This is a genomic window from Pseudoxanthomonas sp. 97-1-1 (assembly GCF_057773125.1).
In genome coordinates this window covers 20,837-38,806 of sequence record NZ_JBYMTJ010000002.1, presented here as the reverse complement: position 1 = coordinate 38,806, position 17,970 = coordinate 20,837, and the positions used below count along the sequence as shown (strand labels likewise).

Annotated in this window: 26 protein-coding genes; 1 reads left to right on the top strand and 25 read right to left on the bottom strand. The window is 64.7% G+C overall.

Annotated features, from left to right (window positions below; translation table 11 throughout):
* The first annotated feature begins 55 nt into the window (after positions 1-55).
* On the top strand, positions 56-3,577 hold the full coding sequence (locus tag AC3DET_RS07345; RefSeq protein ID WP_488391190.1) for a bifunctional diguanylate cyclase/phosphodiesterase: 3,522 nt from the start codon (positions 56-58) through the stop codon (positions 3,575-3,577).
* A 21-nt stretch (positions 3,578-3,598) separates the two neighbouring features.
* On the opposite strand, the gene AC3DET_RS07340 is transcribed toward AC3DET_RS07345, so the two are convergent.
* From AC3DET_RS07340 to rplB, 25 genes are all read right to left on the bottom strand, one after another.
* On the bottom strand, positions 3,599-4,993 hold the full coding sequence (locus AC3DET_RS07340; RefSeq protein ID WP_488391189.1) for a class II 3-deoxy-7-phosphoheptulonate synthase: 1,395 nt from the start codon (positions 4,991-4,993) through the stop codon (positions 3,599-3,601).
* 51 nt (positions 4,994-5,044) lie between these two features.
* The gene (locus tag AC3DET_RS07335; protein WP_337731293.1) at positions 5,045-5,560 is read right to left on the bottom strand and encodes a disulfide bond formation protein B; all 516 of its coding nucleotides are present in this window, start codon (positions 5,558-5,560) and stop codon (positions 5,045-5,047) included.
* A gap of 162 nt (positions 5,561-5,722) precedes the next feature.
* Positions 5,723-6,097, bottom strand: a complete 375-nt coding sequence (rplQ, locus tag AC3DET_RS07330; RefSeq protein WP_192201773.1) for a 50S ribosomal protein L17 — start codon at positions 6,095-6,097, stop codon at positions 5,723-5,725.
* Positions 6,098-6,285: 188 nt separating this feature from the next.
* The gene (locus AC3DET_RS07325; protein WP_142124588.1) at positions 6,286-7,284 is read right to left on the bottom strand and encodes a DNA-directed RNA polymerase subunit alpha; all 999 of its coding nucleotides are present in this window, start codon (positions 7,282-7,284) and stop codon (positions 6,286-6,288) included.
* A gap of 50 nt (positions 7,285-7,334) precedes the next feature.
* Positions 7,335-7,964 (bottom strand): 30S ribosomal protein S4, encoded by a 630-nt coding sequence (gene rpsD / locus AC3DET_RS07320; RefSeq protein ID WP_055941309.1) that lies wholly within the window; start codon positions 7,962-7,964, stop codon positions 7,335-7,337.
* A 15-nt stretch (positions 7,965-7,979) separates the two neighbouring features.
* Positions 7,980-8,372 carry a 30S ribosomal protein S11 gene (rpsK, locus tag AC3DET_RS07315; RefSeq protein WP_055941307.1) on the bottom strand — a complete coding sequence of 131 codons (393 nt, stop codon included), beginning with the start codon at positions 8,370-8,372 and terminating at the stop codon, positions 7,980-7,982.
* Between the two features lie 12 nt (positions 8,373-8,384).
* Complete coding sequence (gene rpsM / locus AC3DET_RS07310) at positions 8,385-8,741, bottom strand: 30S ribosomal protein S13 (protein WP_062352394.1); 357 nt, start codon at positions 8,739-8,741, stop codon at positions 8,385-8,387.
* Between the two features lie 342 nt (positions 8,742-9,083).
* Complete coding sequence (gene secY, locus AC3DET_RS07305; protein WP_488391188.1) at positions 9,084-10,445, bottom strand: preprotein translocase subunit SecY; 1,362 nt, start codon at positions 10,443-10,445, stop codon at positions 9,084-9,086.
* A 7-nt stretch (positions 10,446-10,452) separates the two neighbouring features.
* Positions 10,453-10,896, bottom strand: coding sequence for a 50S ribosomal protein L15 (gene rplO / locus AC3DET_RS07300; protein ID WP_185742067.1), 444 nt, complete (start codon positions 10,894-10,896; stop codon positions 10,453-10,455).
* Complete coding sequence (gene rpmD, locus AC3DET_RS07295; protein ID WP_142124590.1) at positions 10,896-11,087, bottom strand: 50S ribosomal protein L30; 192 nt, start codon at positions 11,085-11,087, stop codon at positions 10,896-10,898. Before rpmD ends, rplO begins: the two co-directional genes overlap by 1 nt.
* Positions 11,080-11,622, bottom strand: coding sequence for a 30S ribosomal protein S5 (gene rpsE, locus AC3DET_RS07290; protein WP_055941300.1), 543 nt, complete (start codon positions 11,620-11,622; stop codon positions 11,080-11,082). Before rpsE ends, rpmD begins: the two co-directional genes overlap by 8 nt.
* A 156-nt stretch (positions 11,623-11,778) precedes the next feature.
* Positions 11,779-12,135, bottom strand: coding sequence for a 50S ribosomal protein L18 (rplR, locus tag AC3DET_RS07285; protein ID WP_192201777.1), 357 nt, complete (start codon positions 12,133-12,135; stop codon positions 11,779-11,781).
* 29 nt (positions 12,136-12,164) lie between these two features.
* Complete coding sequence (gene rplF / locus AC3DET_RS07280; RefSeq protein ID WP_192201780.1) at positions 12,165-12,692, bottom strand: 50S ribosomal protein L6; 528 nt, start codon at positions 12,690-12,692, stop codon at positions 12,165-12,167.
* Positions 12,693-12,708: 16 nt separating this feature from the next.
* The gene (gene rpsH, locus AC3DET_RS07275) at positions 12,709-13,107 is read right to left on the bottom strand and encodes a 30S ribosomal protein S8 (RefSeq protein ID WP_162109785.1); all 399 of its coding nucleotides are present in this window, start codon (positions 13,105-13,107) and stop codon (positions 12,709-12,711) included.
* Between the two features lie 206 nt (positions 13,108-13,313).
* The gene (gene rpsN, locus AC3DET_RS07270; protein ID WP_192201782.1) at positions 13,314-13,619 is read right to left on the bottom strand and encodes a 30S ribosomal protein S14; all 306 of its coding nucleotides are present in this window, start codon (positions 13,617-13,619) and stop codon (positions 13,314-13,316) included.
* A 20-nt stretch (positions 13,620-13,639) separates the two neighbouring features.
* The gene (gene rplE / locus AC3DET_RS07265) at positions 13,640-14,182 is read right to left on the bottom strand and encodes a 50S ribosomal protein L5 (RefSeq protein WP_488391187.1); all 543 of its coding nucleotides are present in this window, start codon (positions 14,180-14,182) and stop codon (positions 13,640-13,642) included.
* Positions 14,183-14,190: 8 nt separating this feature from the next.
* Complete coding sequence (gene rplX, locus AC3DET_RS07260; RefSeq protein WP_142124593.1) at positions 14,191-14,508, bottom strand: 50S ribosomal protein L24; 318 nt, start codon at positions 14,506-14,508, stop codon at positions 14,191-14,193.
* Between the two features lie 15 nt (positions 14,509-14,523).
* A complete protein-coding gene (gene rplN / locus AC3DET_RS07255) occupies positions 14,524-14,892 on the bottom strand; it encodes a 50S ribosomal protein L14 (protein WP_013535986.1) in 369 nt (122 codons plus the stop codon).
* 15 nt (positions 14,893-14,907) lie between these two features.
* Positions 14,908-15,174: a 30S ribosomal protein S17 gene (rpsQ, locus tag AC3DET_RS07250; protein WP_055941286.1), complete on the bottom strand. Its 267-nt coding sequence runs from the start codon at positions 15,172-15,174 to the stop codon at positions 14,908-14,910.
* Between the two features lie 12 nt (positions 15,175-15,186).
* Positions 15,187-15,372 (bottom strand): 50S ribosomal protein L29, encoded by a 186-nt coding sequence (gene rpmC / locus AC3DET_RS07245; protein ID WP_055941284.1) that lies wholly within the window; start codon positions 15,370-15,372, stop codon positions 15,187-15,189.
* Positions 15,372-15,785, bottom strand: coding sequence for a 50S ribosomal protein L16 (gene rplP, locus AC3DET_RS07240; RefSeq protein ID WP_056878822.1), 414 nt, complete (start codon positions 15,783-15,785; stop codon positions 15,372-15,374). Before rplP ends, rpmC begins: the two co-directional genes overlap by 1 nt.
* Before the next feature lie 6 nt (positions 15,786-15,791).
* Positions 15,792-16,511, bottom strand: a complete 720-nt coding sequence (gene rpsC, locus AC3DET_RS07235; RefSeq protein WP_142124596.1) for a 30S ribosomal protein S3 — start codon at positions 16,509-16,511, stop codon at positions 15,792-15,794.
* Between the two features lie 2 nt (positions 16,512-16,513).
* A complete protein-coding gene (rplV, locus tag AC3DET_RS07230) occupies positions 16,514-16,849 on the bottom strand; it encodes a 50S ribosomal protein L22 (protein ID WP_055943295.1) in 336 nt (111 codons plus the stop codon).
* Between the two features lie 11 nt (positions 16,850-16,860).
* The gene (gene rpsS / locus AC3DET_RS07225; protein ID WP_055941277.1) at positions 16,861-17,136 is read right to left on the bottom strand and encodes a 30S ribosomal protein S19; all 276 of its coding nucleotides are present in this window, start codon (positions 17,134-17,136) and stop codon (positions 16,861-16,863) included.
* A gap of 6 nt (positions 17,137-17,142) precedes the next feature.
* Positions 17,143-17,970 carry a 50S ribosomal protein L2 gene (gene rplB / locus AC3DET_RS07220; protein ID WP_093296347.1) on the bottom strand — a complete coding sequence of 276 codons (828 nt, stop codon included), beginning with the start codon at positions 17,968-17,970 and terminating at the stop codon, positions 17,143-17,145.

Sequence of the window (17,970 nt, the reverse complement as noted above, 5' to 3'; positions counted from 1 at the left end):
GGCGCTCCGGGTTCGTGGCGTCATAGCCATCAACCAGCAGGCGGGGATTGCACGCGTGGAGTCAGGCGCGGACCGGGTATCGGAGCTGCGGGCCTTCAGTGGATCGGGATCCACGGCCCGCAGGCGGCAGCGCAACCTGAATTCGCTGGCGTGGGGCGTGCTGGTCATCGCCTGCCTGCTCTCGTTGTGGTCCGGGACGACAGCGTGGCAACAGGCACGCGACCACGCGCATGCCCGGTTCGACGCACGGGCCGACGCCGTCGCCACCGCCGTGTCCACCCACATGAACGCCTACGAAGACACCGTGCGTGCGGCGGCCGCCGTGCTGGAGGGGCGGCAGGACATCGAGCAGGACAGCTTCTATGCCTTCGTCGAGAAGCTGCAGGTGCCCACCCGGCAATCGGGCGTGCACGGGCTCGGCTTCGCACGCCGCGTGCGGATGGAAGAACGCGAGGCCTACGTCGCCGATCAGCGCACGCGCTACGGGGACGCGTTTGCGATCCATCCCGCCGGGGACCGCAGCGAATACGTCGTGATCGACCTGCTGTATCCCGATGTGCCTGGCATGCGCCCCCTGCTGGGCAAGGACGTGATGGCGGAGACCGTGCGCCGGGGCGCCATCGAAGCCGCGCGCGACACCGGCGAACTGGCCGCCGCCCCGCTGGTTGCACTGGGCGATGCCTCGAAGGGAAACACCGGACTGCCGGGCTTCCTGCTGTATGCCCCGGTCTATGCCGATTCTGTCGCCGCTCGCGGCGGTGTGGAGGCGCGCCGCAACCTGCTGCGCGGCTATGCCACCGCCGGCTTCGGCTGGCAACGGGTCATGGAGGACGCCATCGGTCGAACCGACGGGGACGAGTTCGACCTGCAGCTCCTCGCACTGGACCACGGCGACGAACCGATCTTCCAGACCCGTACGTTGAGGGAGCGCTACGGAGAGGCGTGGAAACCCGCTTTCACCGCCCAGCGCGATCTCCATCTGCTGGGCAACGAATGGCGCCTGGTCCTGCATTCGCCGCCGTTGCGCGAGGCGCTGCCCGGCCAGGCATCCATCCTGCTGCTGACCCTGTGCGGGATCGGGCTGGGCTTGCTGCTCTTCCTGCTGCTGCACAACCTCGCACGCACCGAGCGTCGAAGCCGGGCACTGCTGGACGCCGTTGCCGATCACCTGCCCGCACTGATCGCCTACATTGACGGCGACGGCCGCTACGGCTTCGCCAATCGCGCATGTCGCGCCTGGTCAGGTACGCACGAAGCATGGAGCGAACGGCACGTGGAAGATGTGCACGCGACCGATCCCGAGTTCCTCGCGTCGCTCACGCGCGCCATGCAGAGCTGCACGCCGGACCATTGGATCGCGTGGGACGCCGACCTGGGGCACCCCCCGCGCCCGGTGCACCTGTACCTGGTACCCGACGTCGAGTCCGGTTCGAAGATCGCCGGCTGGTACCTGATGGGCAATGACGTCAGCGAGCAGCGCCAGGCGCATCGCGAACTGGCGATGGCGCGCGACCACCTGAAGCGCGTCACCGACCGCCTGCCGGCGCTGATCGCGCAGTTCGATACGCAGCATCGCCTGGTCTTCCGCAACCGTGCGTTCGCCGAACAGGTCCGCTGGCGGATACCGCCACAGGCCGGCGTGCACATGCGGGACCTTTTCGGTGAGGAGGCGTACCTGCGGCGGATGCCGCAGATCGATGCCGCGCTCGCCGGGCGCGATGGCGAGTTCGAAAGCAGTTTCGCCACCGTCGACGGCACACGGAGCATGCACAGCTTCTACACGCCCGACATCGACGAGACCGGCAAGGTGTGCGGTTTCTTCGTCATGGCAATCGACATCACCGAGAAGGCGCGGCTGGAGCATGCGCTGCACAACGCGAACGAACTGGCCGAAGTGACGCTCACCGCCATCAGCGAGGCGGTCATCACCGTCGACATCGAGAACCAGGTGACCTACATGAATCCCGCGGCGCAGTCTCTCTGCGCGTGGAGCCTGGAACAGGCGCTCGGCCAGCCGCTGGAACGCATCGCCCCGCTGGCGCTGGTGGAAACGCAGGATGCGCCCGACGAAGGGGCGCAGCCGCTGGGCCAGCCGGGCGATCTGCAGGTGCTGCGCCAGGACGGCACCCGCATGCTGGTGGAACGTTCGTTGTCCGCCATCCGCGACCGCGACGAGCGGCTGGTGGGCACCGTCATGGTGTTGCGCGACATCACCGAATCGCGTGCGTGGAGTTCGCGCATGACCTACCTCGCGCACCACGACGCGCTGACCGGGCTGCCGAACCGGCTGCAGCTCAACGAACGACTGAACCAGGCAATCACGCATGCGACCAACCACGGCAATGGCATTGCCGTGCTGTTCCTCGACCTGGACCTCTTCAAGCACGTCAACGACGCACTGGGGCATCACACGGGCGATGAACTGCTGCAGCAGGTGGCCCGTCGCATCCAGCGCAACATCGGCAACCTCGGCACGGTGTACCGCACGGGCGGTGACGAATTCGTGGTGCTGCTGCCCAACGTGGCCGCCCGGGACAATGTGCTGCAGGTCGCCGACCGTCTGCTCGCACTCGGCGGCACGCCCTACACCGTGGCCTCGCACGAACTGCACCAGGCCTTCAGCATCGGCATCAGCCTGTTCCCGGAAGATGGCTACGACGCCGCCACCCTGATGATGCGCGCCGACGCCGCCATGTACCTGGCCAAGCGCAACGGCCGCAACGCGACCCGCTTCTACACACGCGAGCTGGCGTCAAGCGTGGATGCTCGCATCGAACTGGAGAACAGCCTGCGCCGCAGCCTGCGCAACGGCGATCTCTCCCTGCACTACCAGCCACAGATCGATCGCATCAGCGGCCGCATCGTGGGCGTGGAAGGCCTTGCGCGCTGGCAACGCGGCGAGCGCCTCATGATGCCCGGCGAATTCCTGCCGATCGCCGAAGAGACCAACCTCATCGTCGACATCGATCAATGGGCCATCCGCGCCGCGTGCCGGCAGAACCGCATCTGGCAGCAGTCCGGCCTTCCGCCCATCCGGGTGTCGGTCAACATCGCCGCCGCCAATTTCGACACTGATGAGCTCGTGGACACCGTGACCGAGGCGCTCAAGGACAGCGGGCTGGCTGCCGAATTCCTTGAACTGGAGGTCACCGAAACCACGCTGATGCGCGACGTGCAGCGGACCGACCGCACGTTGCGCGCGCTGAAGGCATTGGGCGTGCGGATTGCCATCGACGATTTCGGCACCGGCTTCTCGAGCCTGAGCTACCTGGGCAACTATGGCTTCAACGTGCTGAAGATCGATCAGTCGTTCGTCCGCGACGTGGCGGAGCCCAACCAGGCCGCCATCACGCGCGCGATCATCAGCCTGGCCGCACAATTGCAGTGCCGCACGATCGCCGAAGGCGTGGAAACACCGGAACAGGCGGCATGGCTGGCCGCCAACGGTTGCGACGAACTGCAGGGCAACTACTTCAGCAAGCCGGTGCCCGCTGCGGAGTTCGCACGCCTGTACGCGCGCGGCAAGACCTGGCACATCCCGCAGGTGGCGCCCGCCATCCACGCCCACTGGTCGTGATGGCGGACGACGGCGGCGGGCCTATCGCGCCGTTGGCGTCGCCAGCTGGTTCTGCTTGCGCACGATGCACATCGCGATCTCCAGCGACTGCTCGTAGTTCAGGCGCGGATCGACAGTGGAACGATAGGCGCGCTCCAGATCCACGTCCGTGAGCTCCCGCGCACCCCCGGTGCATTCGGTGACGTCCTCGCCGGTCAGTTCCAGATGCACGCCGCCCAGGCGCGTGCCGGCCGCCGCATGCAGGTCGAACGACTGTTCCACCTCGCCACGCACATTGTCGAAGCGACGCGTCTTGAACCCGTTGCTCGTGCTTTCGGTATTGCCATGCATGGGATCGCAGACCCAGAGCACGCGACGGCCGTCGCGACGGACCGCGTCCAGCAAGGGTGGGAGCTTCTCGGCGATCTGCGCGGCGCCCATGCGATGGATGAAGGTCAGGCGACCCGCTTCGTCTTCCGGATTCAACACGTCGATGAGGCGCAGCAGCTGATCCGGCGTGACCGACGGACCGACCTTGATCGCGATCGGATTGCGCACGCCCCGCAGGTACTCCACATGCGCGCCATCCACCGCCGCCGTCCGCATGCCGATCCACGGATAATGGGTGCTGAGGTTGAACCAGCCCCACTGGCGGGGCACTTCGCGTGTCAGCGCTTCCTCGTAAGGCAGCAGCAGCGCTTCGTGCGAGGTGTAGAAGTCGATGCGGTTGAGGTTGTGCACCTCGGCGCCCGACAACGTCTCCATGAACCTTACCGCGTCACCGATCGAGGTGACCATGTGCTGGTATTCATTCGCCAGCGGCGAATAGCCCACCCAGTTGAGGTTCCAGTACTCCGGGTGGTGCAGGTCGGCGAAACCGCCGTCGATCAGCGCCCGCACGAAGTTCATCGTCATCGCCGAACGCGCATGCGCCTTGATCATGCGGCGCGGATCGGGGCGGCGCGCTTCGGCCGTGAAGTCGGGCGCATTGACCACGTCGCCGCGATAGCTCGGCAAGCTGACGCCGTCGCGCGTTTCCATGTCGGCCGAACGCGGCTTGGCGTACTGGCCGGCGAAGCGGCCCACGCGCACGACTGGCAGGCGCAGGCCGTGCACCAGTACCAGGCTCATCTGCAGCAGCACCTTCAGCCGGTTGGAGATCAACCCGGATTCGCAGTCGCTGAAGTTCTCCGCGCAGTCGCCACCCTGCAGCAGGAAGCGCTTGCCTTCCTGCGCCTCGGCCAACTGCTTTTTCAGCGAGAAGATCTCCCACGACGTCACCAATGGCGGCAACTGGCGCAACTCGCCGAGCGCCGCCTCCAGCGCGTCGGCGTCCGGGTAGGTCGGCATCTGCATCGCCGTCCGCGCGCGCCAGCTGTCCGGCGCCCAATGAGGCGGCAAGGTGACGGCGCGCAGGTTGCGGTCGGACGGGTTCATGGCGGACTCCTGGGGGCCCACCATCGTGCCAGATTGGTGCGCCGCGTCAAATCAGCGGAAGGTCGAGGTCCTGCGCGCGCGGAATCCGATCCATAGCGCCCACACGGCCAGCAGCACGAACCACACCAGGCTCCACATCGGCATGGTCAGCCCAAGGAAACTCCAGTCGATGGTGCTGCAGTCTCCCTTGGCGGAGAGCACTTTCTGCACGACACCGAGCCAGGTGTTGTTCTCGATCATGTAGTCCCAGCCGGGACCGCAGCTTGGCATCAACGGCGGATACAACTGCACCCACACGTGCTTGCCCGCAATCCCGATGCCGGTGGCAGCACCGAGGAACGCCAGGAACCCGTAGACGCGCCGTCCCGTCGGGCGGCGGGGGCCATGCAGCGCGCCGAGCAGGAACAGTACGCCGGTCGCTGCAAAGGCGAGTCGCTGGAAGATGCAGAACGGACACGGTTCCAACTGGTGGACGAACTGCACGTACAGGGCATAGCCGAGCAGGCCCGCACAGATCGCGAAACCCAGGAAGCACTGCGCGCGGAAACTCCAGCGGAGAGGATTCATCGGCACCCATGACGTGAGGTCGTGCCCGCATTATCCATGCCCGCCGCCCCGCACGTCACCCTGCGACGTCCTGCCGCATCCGCGCCGGGTACGAAATAGCGCCTCAAAAACAAAAACCCCGGCGCTGGCCGGGGTTTCTGGTGTCCTGCAGGACGGCGGAGCTTACTCGGCCGCCGCTTCCGGACGGTCGACCAGCTCGACGTACGCCATCGGGGCGTTGTCGCCGGCGCGGAAACCGCACTTCAGGATGCGCAGGTAGCCACCCGGACGCGACTGGTAGCGCGGGCCGAGCGTGGTGAACAGGGTGCCGACGGCTTCCTTGTCGCGCAGGCGGGCGAACGCCAGACGACGGTTGGCAACGCCATCGATCTTGCCGAGGGTGATCAGCGGTTCCGCGACGCGGCGCAGTTCCTTGGCCTTCGGCAGGGTGGTACGGATCAGGCCGTGCTTGATGAGCGAAGCAGCCATGTTGCGGAACATCGCTTCGCGATGGGCGCTGGTGCGGCTGAACTTGCGGCCGGCTTTCTGGTGGCGCATGGGTTGGATTCCTGGTGAATGTTGGGACGTTGGACTTCGTTGTCGCCATCCAGGCGCTGGAACAGTGGACTGCGGTTGGTCCTGACCGGCCATCCTTGACCGGAGTGCCGCGGGCCTTCAGGCCCGTCGACGAGGGTGCTGCTTCAGGGAGACTCCCGCGCGGACGCGGGAGCTCCGTATTGCTTCGATCAGCCGAGCATGCCGTGCTGGGCGACACCGGCCGGCGGCCAGTTCTCCAGCTTCATGCCCAACGACAGGCCGCGCTGCGCCAGGACTTCCTTGATCTCGGTGAGCGACTTCTTGCCGAGGTTGGGGGTCTTGAGCAGTTCGACTTCCGTCTTCTGGATCAGGTCGCCGATGTAGTAGATGCTCTCTGCCTTCAGGCAGTTGGCCGAACGCACCGTCAGTTCCAGGTCGTCGATCGGGCGCAGTAGCACCGGATCCACGCCGCTGGCAGCCTGCTTCGGCGCGCCGCGATCGCGGTGCGTGAAGTCGCCGAACACCGACAGCTGGTCGCTGAGGATGTCGGCGGCGGTGCGCACGGCTTCCTCGGCGTCGATCGTGCCGTTGGTTTCGATGTCCAGGACCAGCTTGTCCAGGTCGGTACGCTGCTCGACGCGTGCGGCTTCCACCGCATACGCGACGCGACGGACCGGCGAGAACGAGGCGTCCAGCACCAGGCGACCAATCGCACGGGTTTCTTCATCCGGACGACGGCGGGCGGCGGCCGGCTGGTAGCCGAAGCCGCGCTCGATCTTCAGGCGCATGTTCAGCGCCGTGTCCTTGGTCAGGTTGCAGATGACCAGTTCCGGGTTGAGGATCTCGACGTTGTGGTCGGTCTTGATGTCGCCGGCGGTGACCACGCCCGGGCCCTGCTTGGCCAGGCTGAGCGTGGAGGAGTCGCCGCTATGGATGCGGATGGCCACATCCTTCAGGTTCAACAGCACTTCCAGCACGTCTTCCTGCATGCCTTCGATGGTGCTGTATTCGTGCAGCACGCCATCGATCTCGACTTCGGTGATCGCGAAGCCGGGAATCGACGACAGCAGCACGCGGCGCAACGCATTGCCGAGCGTATGACCGTAACCACGCTCCAGCGGTTCGATGACCACTTTTGCACGATTGCCGCTCAGGCGCTCGATCTGCGGGCCGCGGGGGCGCAGCACTTGCTGAGTAATACCCGTCATGTTGCTTTGTCTCCTGCGGTCCCCCGGTCGCCCGGGGGTGCGTGAATGAATTACTTCGAGTACAACTCGACGATCAGCGCTTCGTTGATGTCGGCGGGCAGGTCCGAACGCGCCGGCACTGCCTTGAACACGCCGCTGAACTTCTTCGCATCGACTTCGACCCACGAGGGGTTCAGGTCGAGCTGCTCGGCGACCGTCAGCGACTCCTGCACGCGGAGCTGCTTCTGGGCCTTCTCCGACAGCGCGATCGCGTCACCGGCCTTGACCTGGTAGGAAGGCAGGTTGACCGGCTTGCCGTTGACCAGCACGCCACGGTGCGAGACCAGCTGGCGAGCGGCCGGACGGGTCACGGCGAAGCCCATGCGGTAGATGACGTTGTCGAGACGGGTCTCGAGCAACTGCAGCAGGTTCTCGCCGGTGTTGCCCTTCTTGGTCGAGGCCTTCTTGTAGTAGTTGCGGAACTGACGCTCCAGCAGACCGTAGATACGCTTGACCTTCTGCTTCTCACGCAGCTGGGTGGCGTAGTCGGACAGCTTGCCCTTGCGGGCGGTCGCGCCATGCTGGCCGGGCTTCTGCTCCAGCTTGCACTTGGAGTCCAGCGCACGGGCCGGGCTCTTGAGCGACAGGTCGGCGCCTTCGCGGCGCGCGAGCTTACAGGTAGGACCGATATAACGAGCCATTTCTTATCGCCCCCTTTAGACGCGACGCTTTTTCGGCGGACGGCACCCGTTGTGCGGGATGGGCGTCACGTCGATGATGTTGGTGATCTTGTAGCCGACGTTGTTCAACGAACGCACGGCCGACTCGCGGCCCGGACCCGGACCCTTGATGCGCACTTCCAACGACTTCACGCCGTAGTCCAGCGCGGCACGGCCGGCCTTTTCGGCGGCGACCTGGGCAGCGAACGGAGTGGACTTGCGCGAACCACGGAAACCCGCGCCGCCCGACGTGGCCCACGACAATGCGTTGCCCTGACGGTCGGTGATGGTGACGATGGTGTTGTTGAAAGAAGCGTGGACGTGGGCGACGCCGTCGGTGATGACGCGCTTGATCTTCTTCTTGACTTTGGCAGCAGCTGGCTTGGCCATGATGGTCGCCCCTTACTTCTTGATGGCTTTGCGCGGACCCTTGCGGGTGCGTGCATTGGTGCGGGTGCGCTGGCCACGCAGCGGCAGGCCGCGGCGATGACGCAGACCGCGATAGCAACCCAGGTCCATCAGGCGCTTGATCGCGATGCCGACTTCACGGCGCAGGTCGCCCTCGACCACGTACTTGCCGACTTCGGCGCGCAGGCGCTCGACTTCCGGCTCCGACAGGTCGCGGATCTTGGTGGTCGAGGCGACGCCGGCGGCTTCGCAGACCTTCTTGGAACGGGTACGGCCAATGCCGAAAATGCTTTGCAAACCGACCCAGACATGCTTCTGGGCAGGCAGGTTGACACCTGCAATACGCGCCATGACGCGGTTCTCCAACTGTGAGTATTGGCCCGTGTACGGTCGTCCCTTGCGGGATTCGCGCAGACAGGCGGAGTGAACTGGAAATTGTAACAAGATCCGGTGTTTGCGGGAAGCCCGTGCCGGCAGAGCCGAGCACGAACCGGCATGGGGAGTGTGCCCATGCTCCGGCGCCGGAACCTGCCTGGTGCGGGACCGGGGTTTCCCCCTGCCCCGCCCCGCCCGCGCTACTCTGGCGCAGGGACTGGCTGGTTCGCACCCCCGCACCGGATCGCTGCGGGGGCCGCCCATCTAAGTCAGCCGGCCATGAGGGCCGGGCTGGTGCGGTAAGCCCGCGATTATACCTCAGCCACGGGGGGCAAGACCGCCCCGCGAACCGCCCTTCAGATTGGCCTTCTTCAGCAGGCTCTCGTACTGGTGGGACATCAGGTGCGCCTGGATCTGCGCAATGAAGTCCATCACCACCACCACCACGATCAGCAGCGAGGTGCCGCCGAAGTAGAACGAGGTGCCCAGCTGGGTGCGCATCACTTCCGGCAGCAGACAGACCGCCACCAGATAGAGCGAACCGATCGCCGTCAGCCGGGTCAGCACGCCGTCGACGTAGTCGGCGGTAGCCTTGCCAGGACGGATGCCGGGAATCAGCGCACCCGACTTCTTCAGGTTCTCGGCCGTTTCCTGCGAGTTGAACACCAGCGCCGTGTAGAAGAAGGCAAACCCGATGATCATCGCCGCGAACACGATCATGTGCAGCGGTTCACCCGGGGCGAGCGCATTGGAAATACGCTGCAGCCACGTGGTGGCACCGCTGTTCTGGCCGGACCACATCGCCAGCGTGGCCGGGAAAGCCAGGATGCTGGACGCGAAGATCGGCGGGATCACACCGGCCATGTTGAGCTTGAGCGGCAGGAACGAGGTCTGGTTCATGTACGCGTTGCGGCCACCTTGGCGGCGCGCGTAGTTCACCGTGATCCTGCGCTGCCCGCGTTCCACGAAGATCACGAGGAACGTGAAGCCCAGCACCACCACCGCAATGACCAGCAGCGAGATGAAGCTCAGCGTGCCGTCGCGGAAGGCGCCCACGGTCTGGATGACCGCACCCGGCAGGCCTGCCACGATGCCCGCGAAGATGATCAGCGAAACACCGTTGCCGATGCCGCGCTCGGTCACCTGCTCGCCCAGCCACATCAGGAAGATGGTGCCTGCCGTCAACGCGACCACGGCGGTCAGCACGAAACCCATGCCCGGCGCGTACACCACCGGCATGCCGCCCGGAGCGACCTGGTTCTGCAGCGCAGTGGCAATGCTGCCGCCCTGCACGACCGCCAGCAGCACCGCGCCGATGCGCGAGTACTGGGTGATCTTGCGGCGACCGGATTCGCCTTCCTTCTGCAGCGCCTTGAGGCTGGGGAAGATGTGCACGCCCAGCTGCATCACGATCGACGCCGAGATGTAGGGCATGACGTTCAGCGCGAAGATGCTGAAACGGTGCAGGGCGCCGCCCGAGAACATGTTGAACATGTCCACGATGCCGCCGCCCTGCGCCTGCATCATCGCAAGCATGGCATCGGGATTGACGCCCGGAACCGGGATGAAACAGCCGATCCGGTAGACAATCAGCGCGCCCAGCACGAACAGCAGGCGCTGGCGGAGTTCGGTGAACTTGCCTGCGCCTGCCAGCGCACCGGCGGCATTACCCTGCGCCATGCGTCCGTTACTCCTGCACGCTGCCGCCGGCAGCCTCGATGGCGGCCTTGGCACCGGCCGTGGCGGCCACGCCCTTCAGCACGAACTTTTTGGTCAGTTCGCCCTTCTTGACGATCTTGGCGCGCTTGGCGGTGCTGGGCACCAGCTTGGCGGCGCGCAGCGCGGCGAAATCGATCTCGCCGGCTTCCAACTTCTCGAGCTGGTACGACAGCACTTCGGCGCAGTCCAGCTTCAGCTTGGAGCGGAAACCGACCTTCGGCAGTCGCTTGATCAGCGGCATCTGGCCGCCTTCGAACTTCGCCTTGATCTTGCCCTTGCCCGAGCGCGCGAACGAGCCCTTGTGGCCGCGACCGGCCGTCTTGCCCAGGCCGGAACCGATGCCGCGACCGACGCGGGTGCGTTCGGTGCGGGCGCCGTCGGCGGGCTTCAAAGTATTGAGACGCATCTGAATTACTCCTCGACCTTGACGAGGTAGTGAACCTTGTTGATCAGGCCGCGTACCTGCGGGCTGTCCTTCAGTTCACGCACATCGTTCAACTTGTTCAGGCCCAGTGCCTTCACCGACAGGCGGTGCACGGCCCGGGAACCACGCAGGCCACGCACCAGGCGCACCTTGACGGTCTTGTTGGACTCGTTAGCCATTGAGGAGTTCCTCCACCTTCTTGCCGCGCTTGGCCGCGATGCGGGTCGGCGACTGCATGTCGCTCAGGCCCTTCAGCGTGGCGCGCACCAGGTTGATCGGGTTGCGTGAACCGACGGCTTTCGCCAGCACGTTCTTCACGCCCACCGCTTCCAGCACGGCACGCATGGCACCGCCGGCGATGACGCCCGTACCTTCCGAGGCCGGCTGCATGAACACGCGGGCCGCACCGTGACCGGCCTTCACCGGGTGCCACAACGTACCGTTGTTCAGATCGACGTTCAGCATGCCCTTGCGGGCATATTCCATCGACTTCTGGATGGCGACCGGGACTTCGCGTGCCTTGCCGTAACCGAAACCGATCTTGCCGTTGCCGTCGCCCACCACCGTCAGCGCGGTGAAGGTGAACTGGCGACCGCCCTTGACCGTCTTGCTGACGCGGTTGACCGCGACCAGCTTCTCGATCATGCCGTCGTCGACTTTCTCTTCGCGGTTGCGGTCGCGATCACGACCCCGCGGTTGACGTTCTTCTGCCATTGCTTGAATTCCTTGGTTGATGAGGTATGTACGGCTTGGCCGCTTATGGTTGTGGTATGGAACGGTGACGCGACGGTCGCTGCAGAAGAGCGACCGCGCCCGGCGCAGCCCGCGCCGACAGGTCAGGGCATGGGGTTGCCCCCATGCCTTGCAAGGTTAGAACTGCAGGCCGCCTTCGCGGGCCGCATCTGCCAAGGCCTTGATGCGGCCGTGGTAGCGGTAGCCCGAACGATCGAATGCAACCTTCTCGATGCCCTCGGCCTTGGCGCGCTCGGCGATGAACTTGCCCACGCGGGCAGCGGCATCGCTGTTCTTGCCGTTCTTCAGGCCATCCTTGACATCGGACTGCAGCGTGTTCGCCGATGCGATGACCTTGGAGCCATCGGCGGTGAACAGCTGGGCGTAGATGTGCTGGCCGGTGCGCAGCACCGACAGGCGCGGCACGCCGAGTTCGCGGATATGCGCGCGGGTCGACTTGGCGCGGCGCAGGCGGGCGGTGTTCTTGATGCTCATGATCTGGTTCCTCGAAGCCGAAAGCCCGGTTAGGCCTTCTTCGCTTCCTTGCGGATGATGGTTTCGTCGGAGTACTTCACGCCCTTGCCCTTGTAGGGCTCCGGCGGACGGAAGCCGCGGATCTTGGCGGCGACTTCACCCACGCGCTGCTTGTCGGCGCCCTGCACCAGGATTTCGGTCTGGGTCGGGGTGGCGATGGTGATGCCTTCCGGCGTCTTGAACAGGATCGGGTGGGAGAAACCCAGCGACAGGTTCAGGTCCTTGCCCTGCATCGCGGCGCGGTAACCCACGCCGACCAGCTCGAGCTTGCGCTCGAAACCGTCCGACACGCCCTTGACCATGTTGGCCAGGATCGCGCGGATGGTGCCGGTGATGGCGTCGTCGGCCGGGGTGACCGGCGACAGGTTCACCGTACCGTTGTCGACGTTGAGTTCGACGCCGGCCGGCTTGGCGATGGACAGGGTGCCCTTCGGGCCCTTGACGTTGAGGGTTTCACCCTGGGCGTTCAGTTCGACGCCCTTGGGGAGATTGATCGGCTTCTTGGCTACGCGGGACATGTCTGGGCTCCTTCGCTTAGGCCACGAAGCACAGGACTTCACCACCAACGCCGGCCGCACGGGCCTGCGCATCGGTCATGATGCCCTTGGAAGTGGAGATGATGGCAACGCCGAGGCCACCGAGGACCTTCGGCAGTTCCGCCTTGCCACGATACTGGCGCAGGCCCGAACGGGACACGCGGCTCAGCTTCTCGATGACCGGCTTGCCTTCGAAGTACTTCAGGACGATCTCGAGCTCGGCCTTGTTGTTCTCGGTCTTCGTCACGCGGACGTCGCCGATGTAGCCTTCCGCCTTGAGGACGTTGGCGATCGAGGTCTTGATCTTGGAGGACGGCATCTTCACCGTCGGCTTGCCAACAGCGGCGGCATTGCGAATGCGCACCAGCATGTCGGCGATGGGATCAGTCATGCTCATTAGAGTCTGCCTTATGAGTAGCACCGATATCCGCTTTCGCGAAAATCTTGCATTGTCCCTGGAAACCCCCAGGCGGGCGGCCGGTTCCCCAGCCCTCCCCCAGCCTGGCTGCGGGAGCCGAACATTGTACAACAACGAGTCCGGCATGTGCCGGACTCGTCATTCAAGCCACTGGGACACCCCTTCTAGAAAGCGTCCCGGGCGGATTACCAGCTGGCCTTGCGCAGACCGGGCACGTCGCCGTTCATGGTGGCCTTGCGCAGCATGTTGCGGCCGAGGCCGAACTTGCGGTACACGCCACGCGAACGACCGGACAGCTCGCAACGGTTGCGCTGGCGGCTCGGCGAGGAGTCGCGCGGCAGCTTCTGCAGCTTGATGACCGCGTCGGCCTTCTCTTCGTACGACGCATTCTGGCTGGAGATGATCTTCTTCAGCGCGTCGCGCTTGGCGGCGTACTGCTTGGCCAGCTTTTCCCGCTTGATGTCGCGGTTGACCATCGAGGTCTTTGCCATGATGTCGGTTTCCTAGCGAATCAGTTGCGGAACGGGAACTTGAACGCTTCGAGCAGCGCCTTGGCTTCGGCGTCGTTCTTGGCGGTCGTCGTGATGGCGATATCCATGCCGCGGATCGCGTCGACGGCGTCGAAGTCGATTTCCGGGAAGATGATCTGTTCCTTCACGCCCATGTTGTAGTTGCCGCGACCGTCGAACGAACGGCCGGACACGCCACGGAAGTCGCGGACGCGCGGCAGCGAGATGCTGATCAGGCGATCCAGGAACTCGTACATCTTGGCGCGACGCAGCGTGACCTTGCAGCCGATCGGCCAACCGTCGCGGATCTTGAACGAAGCCACCGAGACGCGGGACTTGGTCGTGATCGGCTTCTGGCCGGTGATCTTGGCCAGGTCGGCCATGGCGTTTTCCAGGATCTTCTTGTTGGTCGCCGCTTCACCCACACCCATGTTGATGGTGATCTTGGTGATCTTCGGCACTTCCATCGGATTGGTGTAGCCGAACTTCTTCATCAGAGCCGGCGCCACTTCTTCCTTGTAGATTTTTTCGAGACGGGTGGTCATAACATTCCTCAGGCGTCGAGCGCCTCACCGCTGGAGCGGAACACACGCAGTTTGCGTCCATCCTCCAGCACCTTGAAACCGATACGCTCGCCCTTGCCCGTTGCCGGGTTGAACAGCGCGACATTGGAAATGTGGATCGAGGCTTCGCGCTCGACCACGCCACCAGCCACGCCGGCCTGGGGGTTCGGCTTGGTATGGCGCTTGACGACGTTGACGTTGGAGACGACCACACGGTCACCATCCACGCGCACCACGTCGCCCTTCTTGCCCTTGTCCTTGCCGGCGGTGACGACTACCTGGTCGCCCTTCTTTATACGGTTTGCCATTTCTATGTCCTCCGCTCAGAGCACTTCAGGCGCGAGCGAAACGATCTTCATGAACTTCTCGGAACGCAGCTCGCGGGTCACAGGCCCGAAGATGCGGGTACCGATCGGCTCCTGCTTGTTGTTGAGCAGCACGGCGGCGTTGCCGTCGAAGCGGATCAGCGAACCGTCGGGGCGGCGGACGCCCTTGCGGGTACGCACGACCACGGCGTCGTAGACTTCGCCCTTCTTGACCTTGCCGCGCGGAATGGCGTCCTTGACGGTCACCTTGATGATGTCACCGATGCCGGCGTAACGGCGCTTCGAGCCGCCCAGCACCTTGATGCACATCAGTTCCTTGGCGCCGGAATTGTCGGCCGCGTCAAGGTAGCTCTGCATCTGGATCATGATTCAGATCTCCTCTTATTCAGCCGCGCGGGTGATGATTTCCACCACGCGCCAGTTCTTGGTCTTGGACATCGGGGCGATCTCGGTCACACGCACCACGTCGCCTTCCTTGCAGCTGTTGTCCGCGTCGTGCGCGTGCAGCTTGGTGGAACGCTTGATGTACTTGCCGTACAGGGCGTGCTTGACCTGACGCTCCACCAGGATGGTGACCGTCTTGTCCATCTTGTTGCTGACGACGCGGCCTTCGATGGTGCGTTGCGCTTTGTCTTTGTTATCGCTCATCTTGGGCGCTCCTTACTTCTGGCTGCCGAGCAGCGTCTTGACGCGAGCGATCTCGCGGCGGACACGGCGGGTTTCGTGGGTCTTCGGCAGCTGGCCGGTGACCTTCTGCATGCGCAGGGAAAATTGCTCCTTGCGCAGCTCGGTCAGGTGGGCCTTCAGTTCGTCAGCCGACTTCTCGCGGAGTTGCTTGAGTTCCATTAGCGCACCGTCCGGGTCACGAAAGTGGTGGTGACGGACAGCTTGGCGGCGGCCAGGCGGAACGCCTCGCGCGCGATGTCCTCGCTGACGCCTTCGATTTCATAGATCATGCGGCCCGGCTGGATCTGGGCGACCCAGTATTCGACGTTGCCCTTACCGGAGCCCATGCGGACTTCGATGGGCTTCTTGGTGATCGGCTTGTCGGGGAACACACGGATCCACATCTTGCCGCCACGCTTCACGTAACGGCTGATGGAACGACGCGCTGCTTCGATCTGGCGCGCGGTCAGCTGACCGTGCGCCGTGGCCTTCAGGCCGTACTCGCCGAAACTGACGAGGTTACCGTTCCAGCTCAGGCCTTCATTACGGCCCTTGTGCATCTTGCGGTATTTGGTTCGCTTGGGTTGCAACATGACTGATTACCTCGCGTCGCGGTCACGGGCCGGGCGCGACGGACGTTCGCTGCGCTCGGGGCGCGCGTCGTCCTGCTTCTCCTGACCCACCTGGCTGAAATCGAAGATTTCGCCCTTGTAGACCCACACCTTGATGCCGATGATGCCGTAGGTGGTCTTCGCCTCGGCAAAACCGTAATCGATGTCGGCACGCAGCGTGTGCAGCGGCACGCGGCCTTCGCGGTACCACTCGGAACGGGCGATTTCCGCACCGTTCAAGCGGCCGGCCACGTTGACCTTGATGCCCAGGGCACCCAGGCGCATCGCGTTGCCGACAGCGCGCTTCATGGCGCGGCGGAACATGATGCGGCGTTCCAGCTGCTGCGCGATCGACTCGGACACCAACTGCGCGTCCAGCTCGGGCTTGCGCACCTCGGTGACATTGATGTGCGCCGGGACGCCCATCAGGTCGCTCACTTCCTTGCGCAGCTTCTCGATGTCCTCACCGCGCTTGCCGATCACCACGCCCGGACGGGCGGTGTGAATGGTCACGCGGGCGGTCTTGGCCGGGCGCTCGATCAGGATCTTGGAAATGCCTGCCTGCGCCAGCTTCTTGCGAAGCATCTCGCGTACCTTGAGGTCCGCGGCCAGGTATTCGGCGTAGTCACGCTTGTTGGCGAACCACTTCGAATTCCAGTCCTTGGCGATGCCCAGGCGGATACCGGTCGGATGAACTTTGTGACCCATATTTATTTACCCTCGCCCACGACCACGGTGATGTGGCTGGTGCGCTTCAGAATGCGGGTACCACGACCCTTGGCACGGGCCATGAAACGCTTCAGCATCGGACCTTCGTCGACCATGATGGTCTTGACCTTCAGCTCGTCGACGTCGGCGCCCTGGTTGTTCTCGGCATTGGCGATGGCGGACTCCACGACCTTCTTGATCAGGTGGGCAGCCTTCTTGTCCGAGAACTTCAGCAGGTTGACGGCGCGCTCGGCCGGCAGGCCCCGCACCTGGTCAGCGACCAGGCGGGCTTTCTGGGGGGAGATGCGCGCGGTGCGCAGGATGGCTTTCGCTTCCATGGTCATCTCCCTTACTTCTTGCCGCCGGCTTTCTTGTCGCCACCGTGACCCTTGAAGGTCCGGGTGACGGCAAATTCGCCGAGCTTGTGGCCGACCATGTTCTCGTTGACCAGCACCGGAACGTGGTTCTTGCCGTTGTGGATGGCGATCGTGAAGCCCACCATTTCCGGCAGGATCATCGAACGGCGCGACCAGGTCTTGATCGGCTTCTTGCTGCCGCCCGCGGCCTCCACCTTCTTGACGAGGTGGTGATCGACGAACGGGCCCTTCTTGAGTGAACGTGCCATGGTCGATTAGCCCCTACGATCGCGGACGATGAATTGCTGCGTGCGCTTGTTCTTGCGCGTCTTGTAACCCTTGGTCGGCACACCCCACGGGGTGACCGGATGCGGGTTGCCCTGGCCGGCCTTGGCCTCACCACCACCGTGCGGGTGGTCGACGGGGTTCATGGCTGCGCCGCGGACGGTCGGCTTGACGCCGCGCCAGCGCTTGGCGCCGGCCTTGCCGAGCTTCTCCAGGCTGTGTTCGTCGTTGCCGACTTCACCGACGGTGGCGCGGCACTCGACCTGCACCTTGCGCATTTCGCCGGAGCGGAGGCGCAGCGTGGCGAAACCCTGCTCGCGAGCGACCAGCTGCACGGCGGCGCCGGCGGCACGGGCGATCTGCGCGCCCTTGCCCGGCTTCAGCTCGATGCCGTGGATCGTCGTACCGACCGGGATGTTGCGCAGCGGCAGCGTGTTGCCTGCCTTGATCGGCGCGTCGCTGCCGGCGATGACCTGGTCACCTGCCTTCAGGCCCTTGGGGGCGATGATGTAGCGACGCTCGCCATCGACGTAGCACAGCAGCGCGATGTGCGCGGTGCGGTTGGGATCGTATTCGATCCGCTCCACGCGCGCCGGGATGCCTTCCTTGTCGCGCTTGAAGTCGATGAGGCGGTAATGCTGCTTGTGGCCACCGCCGATATGACGGGTGGTGATGCGACCATGGTGGTTGCGACCGCCGGTCTTGCTCTGCTTCTCCAGCAGCGCAGCATGCGGGGCACCCTTGTGCAGGTCAGGCGTCACCACGCGGACCGCCGAACGGCGACCGGGAGAGGTGGGTTTGAATTTCATCAATGGCAT

Coding starts and splice junctions, on each gene's coding strand:
- AC3DET_RS07340 (WP_488391189.1), bottom strand. CDS start 4,993: ATGAACCCGTCCGACCGCAACCTGCGCGCCGTCACCTTGCCGCCTCAT.
- AC3DET_RS07335 (WP_337731293.1), bottom strand. CDS start 5,560: ATGAATCCTCTCCGCTGGAGTTTCCGCGCGCAGTGCTTCCTGGGTTTC.
- rplQ (WP_192201773.1), bottom strand. CDS start 6,097: ATGCGCCACCAGAAAGCCGGCCGCAAGTTCAGCCGCACCAGCGCCCAT.
- AC3DET_RS07325 (WP_142124588.1), bottom strand. CDS start 7,284: ATGACGGGTATTACTCAGCAAGTGCTGCGCCCCCGCGGCCCGCAGATC.
- rpsD (WP_055941309.1), bottom strand. CDS start 7,964: ATGGCTCGTTATATCGGTCCTACCTGTAAGCTCGCGCGCCGCGAAGGC.
- rpsK (WP_055941307.1), bottom strand. CDS start 8,372: ATGGCCAAGCCAGCTGCTGCCAAAGTCAAGAAGAAGATCAAGCGCGTC.
- rpsM (WP_062352394.1), bottom strand. CDS start 8,741: ATGGCGCGTATTGCAGGTGTCAACCTGCCTGCCCAGAAGCATGTCTGG.
- secY (WP_488391188.1), bottom strand. CDS start 10,445: ATGGCGCAGGGTAATGCCGCCGGTGCGCTGGCAGGCGCAGGCAAGTTC.
- rpmD (WP_142124590.1), bottom strand. CDS start 11,087: ATGGCTAACGAGTCCAACAAGACCGTCAAGGTGCGCCTGGTGCGTGGC.
- rpsE (WP_055941300.1), bottom strand. CDS start 11,622: ATGGCAGAAGAACGTCAACCGCGGGGTCGTGATCGCGACCGCAACCGC.
- rplR (WP_192201777.1), bottom strand. CDS start 12,135: ATGAGCATCAAGAACACCGCCCGCCTGCGCCGCGCCAAGTCGACCCGC.
- rplF (WP_192201780.1), bottom strand. CDS start 12,692: ATGTCCCGCGTAGCCAAGAAGCCGATCAATCTCCCCAAGGGCGTCGAA.
- rpsH (WP_162109785.1), bottom strand. CDS start 13,107: ATGAGCATGACTGATCCCATCGCCGACATGCTGGTGCGCATTCGCAAT.
- rpsN (WP_192201782.1), bottom strand. CDS start 13,619: ATGGCAAAGACCTCGATGGTCAACCGCGACATCAAGCGGGAAAAGCTG.
- rplE (WP_488391187.1), bottom strand. CDS start 14,182: ATGACCACCCGTCTCGAAAAAATCTACAAGGAAGAAGTGGCGCCGGCT.
- rplX (WP_142124593.1), bottom strand. CDS start 14,508: ATGGCAAACCGTATAAAGAAGGGCGACCAGGTAGTCGTCACCGCCGGC.
- rplN (WP_013535986.1), bottom strand. CDS start 14,892: ATGATCCAGATGCAGAGCTACCTTGACGCGGCCGACAATTCCGGCGCC.
- rpsQ (WP_055941286.1), bottom strand. CDS start 15,174: ATGAGCGATAACAAAGACAAAGCGCAACGCACCATCGAAGGCCGCGTC.
- rpmC (WP_055941284.1), bottom strand. CDS start 15,372: ATGGAACTCAAGCAACTCCGCGAGAAGTCGGCTGACGAACTGAAGGCC.
- rplP (WP_056878822.1), bottom strand. CDS start 15,785: ATGTTGCAACCCAAGCGAACCAAATACCGCAAGATGCACAAGGGCCGT.
- rpsC (WP_142124596.1), bottom strand. CDS start 16,511: ATGGGTCACAAAGTTCATCCGACCGGTATCCGCCTGGGCATCGCCAAG.
- rplV (WP_055943295.1), bottom strand. CDS start 16,849: ATGGAAGCGAAAGCCATCCTGCGCACCGCGCGCATCTCCCCCCAGAAA.
- rpsS (WP_055941277.1), bottom strand. CDS start 17,136: ATGGCACGTTCACTCAAGAAGGGCCCGTTCGTCGATCACCACCTCGTC.
- rplB (WP_093296347.1), bottom strand. CDS start 17,970: ATGCCATTGATGAAATTCAAACCCACCTCTCCCGGTCGCCGTTCGGCG.